General features: G+C 45.4%; 4 protein-coding genes. 2 read left to right on the top strand and 2 right to left on the bottom strand.

The annotated features are described in order from the left end of the window. Window positions 1–59: 59 nt before the first annotated feature. Both AC5JMF_RS31270 and AC5JMF_RS31265 read left to right on the top strand, forming a co-directional pair. Window positions 60–692 (top strand): GNAT family N-acetyltransferase, encoded by a 633-nt coding sequence (locus tag AC5JMF_RS31270; RefSeq protein ID WP_495799598.1) that lies wholly within the window; start codon window positions 60–62, stop codon window positions 690–692. A gap of 197 nt (window positions 693–889) precedes the next feature. Further along, window positions 890–1,648, top strand: coding sequence for a HEAT repeat domain-containing protein (locus AC5JMF_RS31265; protein WP_495799597.1), 759 nt, complete (start codon window positions 890–892; stop codon window positions 1,646–1,648). Here the strand turns inward: AC5JMF_RS31265 and AC5JMF_RS31260 are convergent. Together AC5JMF_RS31260 and AC5JMF_RS31255 are read right to left on the bottom strand one after the other, a co-directional pair. Further along, complete coding sequence (locus AC5JMF_RS31260; RefSeq protein ID WP_495799596.1) at window positions 1,645–2,040, bottom strand: phosphomannose isomerase type II C-terminal cupin domain; 396 nt, start codon at window positions 2,038–2,040, stop codon at window positions 1,645–1,647. The two genes, AC5JMF_RS31265 and AC5JMF_RS31260, sit on opposite strands and share 4 nt — an antisense overlap. Window positions 2,041–2,145: 105 nt before the next feature. Then, window positions 2,146–3,498 carry a PQQ-dependent sugar dehydrogenase gene (locus tag AC5JMF_RS31255; RefSeq protein WP_495799595.1) on the bottom strand — a complete coding sequence of 451 codons (1,353 nt, stop codon included), beginning with the start codon at window positions 3,496–3,498 and terminating at the stop codon, window positions 2,146–2,148. Window positions 3,499–3,711 lie beyond the last annotated feature (213 nt).

Here is a 3,711-nt window from a genome sequence, read left to right as displayed (position 1 = left end):
TCCCCAGTCCCCAGTCCCCAGTCCCCAGTCCCCAGTCCCCAATCCCCAATCCCCAATCTTTGAACTTCCTCCTCCCAGGCTATAGTATTCGTCGTGGCTCTACCTTAGATCGGGCGCTGCTGGTAAAATTCATGCAGCGAACATACCAAGATATGTTTCCCACACAAGACTTTTCTCACCTTGCACGCACCGTTGAGCAATACTTCTCTCGCGACACACCTTTATGGTGGGTAGAAGAAGACACGGGGACGCGGGGACACGGGGAAGAAGACACGGGGACGCGGGGACAGGGGGACGCGGGGAATTTAAATGAAAATTTCTCCGCGTCCCCCTTACGGGTTCGCCAGTTGTCTGCGGAGGGAAACCCTCCCACAACACTGGACTCACCGCGTCTCCCTCTCTCCGCGTCTTCCCCCTCATCCCCCATCGCCTGTCTCTGGGCGGGTAATGCCATAGACCAAGTACAAGGCGATCGCCATGCTCACATTTTTCTGCTTTACGTTGTACCAGAACATCGGCGGCGGGGCATTGGTACAGCTTTGATGAAATATCTAGAAACTTGGGCAATGCAAAGAGGCGATCGCCAAATTGGCTTACAAGTCTTCCAATCAAATACACCCGCCTTGAATCTTTATAGTCAATTAGGTTATCAAACCCAATCCCTATGGATGATCAAGCCGCTACATTCGTAATTCGTAATTCGTAAATTCCTAGTACACACAACGCAAAATATTAAAAACCTACACCTGTCAGCATTCCCTACTCCCCAAAACATGAAGGCGATGCGCTTTTTTGATAAAATCACACCATAGTTGAACTAATACATCTCAGTCCTTAACTTTTCGGATGAGGGTTATGTGGTGATCCCAACTAGGGATTAATATTAAATATGTATGATGAAGATGACCTAAGCCTACTCGATGTCGAGGTGGAGCTAGAAAGCCCTCTAGATAAAATAGAGCCACTAACTGCTGAGTCAGAGGTGGCAAAACCCGATCCAGAAGAGATGCTAGCCCTCCTAGAAAATCCTCAGCCCCAGCAAAGGATGTTGGCAGCGCGTGCTTTTTGTGATATTGAAGATAAACGTGCTACTCCCCATTTAATTCGCTTGCTAACTGATACCTGCCCTCTAGTTAGAGTGAGTGCTGCATATGGTATAGGTCGCAATCCTAGTACAGATGCTGTAGAGCCGTTGATTAACCAGCTAAACCAAGACTGGAATGGTTATGTACGTAAAGGTGTAGTTTGGGCTTTAGGAAACTGTCGCGATCGCCGTTCTCTAGCACCCCTCGCCGATGCTTTAAAAACTGATATCTCCGCAGTCCGTTTGTGGGCTGCCACCGCCTTAGCACAGATGGCAGAGGTGAGTTATGAAGTCGTTGTCGGAGCCATACCACCCCTAATTGAAGCCCTAGTCCAAGACCCTGTAGCCGCCGTGCGGAGTAACTGCGCCTGGGCAATTGGACAACTATGTCGCGAACTACCTTCTAATGTCGTTTATGCTACAGCGATCGACGCTTTAATTCAAGCCTTTGCCGAAGACGAAGACTTGGGAGTCCGAGAAGACGCCAAAGCCTCACTTTTAGGAGTAGGTGATCCCCGTGGCTTGCAATTAATTGAAACATTAGAACAAGAAGGATGGTTTTAATTGGGTTTGACTAAATTTAAATCGTAAGGGCGTTCTGTATCATCTTCACCTAAATACTCGCCATTTTGGATTTCCAAAATTACTAACGGAATCTGCCCAGGATTTTCTACTTTGTGTAATGTTGCTGCTGGTACATAGGTTGATTGGTTGCGATTTAATAATATTTCTTGGTCGCCACAAGTCACCTTGGCTACGCCCGAAACTACCACCCAATGCTCATTGCGATGATAATGAATCTGTGGTTTAATGCCGTGTCTGGGCTTGATTTCAACACGACTAATTCTATAAGTGTCTCCCTCTTCTATAACCTCAACGTAACCCCAATATCGTTCACCAGAATGCGAAGAAGGTTCACCGATATTTGATTGATTATTCTCTTCGTTTTGAGACATAACTAAATTACTCAAATCAATAACTAAAATTAGGGAACAGGGTTAAAAATCTTTTGTTATATGACTTTGTTCTGCATCGGAACGAGCGTCATTGCGAATTGCTTATTAACTCCCTGTATACTGAATTCGATAAATCCGGTCATTGGCTTCTTCTGTTACTAATAGACTGCCATCAGGCAATGTGAGTAAACCAACGGGTCGCCCCCAAGTAGTTGGTGTAGAAGGATTAAGCAAAAATCCTGTGAGAAAGTCTTCGTAATACCCTTGTGGTCTTCCTTGAGCATCAAAGGGAGTAAATACAATTTTATATCCAGTACCGCGATCGCGATTCCAAGAACCACGAAAAGCTACAAAAGCACCATTACGATATTTTTCTGGAAAAGTCTGACCATCATAAAACTGCAAACCCAAAGCTGCTGAGTGCGACTGGAACAACACATCCGGCGTGCGGGTGCGGGCTACCAAGTCGGGACGTTTACTTTTGCCGTTTGTCTTTTGACGTGGGTCGAGGTTACTTGATGTGAGATAAGCATAAGGCCAGCCATAAAATTCTCCCTTTTGAATACGTGTTAAGTAATCTGGCACTAAATCATCACCAATGCCATCCCGTTCGTTAACAGTGGTGTAAAGTTCCTTAGTTGTGGGGTGAAAATCCAGACCAACTGGGTTACGCAAGCCAAAAGCAAAAATCTGCGGCTGTGAACCATCTAAATTCATGACCTGCACAGCCGCCCGTGGTAAGGGTTCTTCATCTACATTGGTGCCTGAACCAATAGAAACATATAATTTATTGCGATCGGGTGAAACAACAACATTACGCGTCCAATGGTTGTTATATCCTTCAGCAGGCAAGTTGGCAATTTTTTTCCCTTGACCCTTAATCTGATTTTGACCTTGAGTATAAGGAAAACGCACTACAGCGTCTGTGTTACCTAAGAAAAAAGCATTATCAGCAAAAGCCATCCCAAAGGGTCTATTGAGTCCGTTTGCCTTACTAGCAAAGGTTTCTTTAACATCAGCAACACCATCGCCGTTACTGTCACGCAACAAACGAATACGATTTTGTCTCGTTTCCGTCACCAACACATCACCATCGGGGGTTAAAGCCAACCAGCGGGGGGCATCCAAACCTTCAGCAAAGACCTTGACAGTAAATCCTCGTGGCACACGTAGCACGGGGTTTTTGGGAATAGACACTACTTCCGGAGGCTTAGAGGCACTTTCTGTAGTGAAAGGTGCTGGTAAATCCTTCAGGTTAATGCGGATGGGTGTAGGTGTGAGTGTTTCAGTACGAATAATATTTTTTGGCTGTGTGAGATTCTGTGCCAGTTGGGGCGAGGACTCAGGAGGTTGTGATGTAGCAGCATCTAAAGAGGCGCGAGTTTGGTTGCAAGCTGCTGTAGTTAATAGCAAAACTGGCAGCAATAAACGCCCATATGGGAATTTAACTTGATTCATGAAATTATTTGTGTAGCTAGGGAGTAGGCTTCGACTTCGCTCAGCCTACGGGGAGTAGGGAGTGGGGAATCAACCTTTTGGTTTTTTAGAAATTAAATTAAGAGTCTATAAATTTTCATGGCAACAAAAAATCATGCACAACACTCTCATACTCTCAATTTGACACTCCCGGAATTAGAAATTCGGAGATTCTTGCTTCACGGGGATTCCAAT

The organism is Desmonostoc vinosum (genome assembly GCF_059505385.1).
This window is presented reverse-complemented; position numbering and strand designations above follow the sequence as displayed.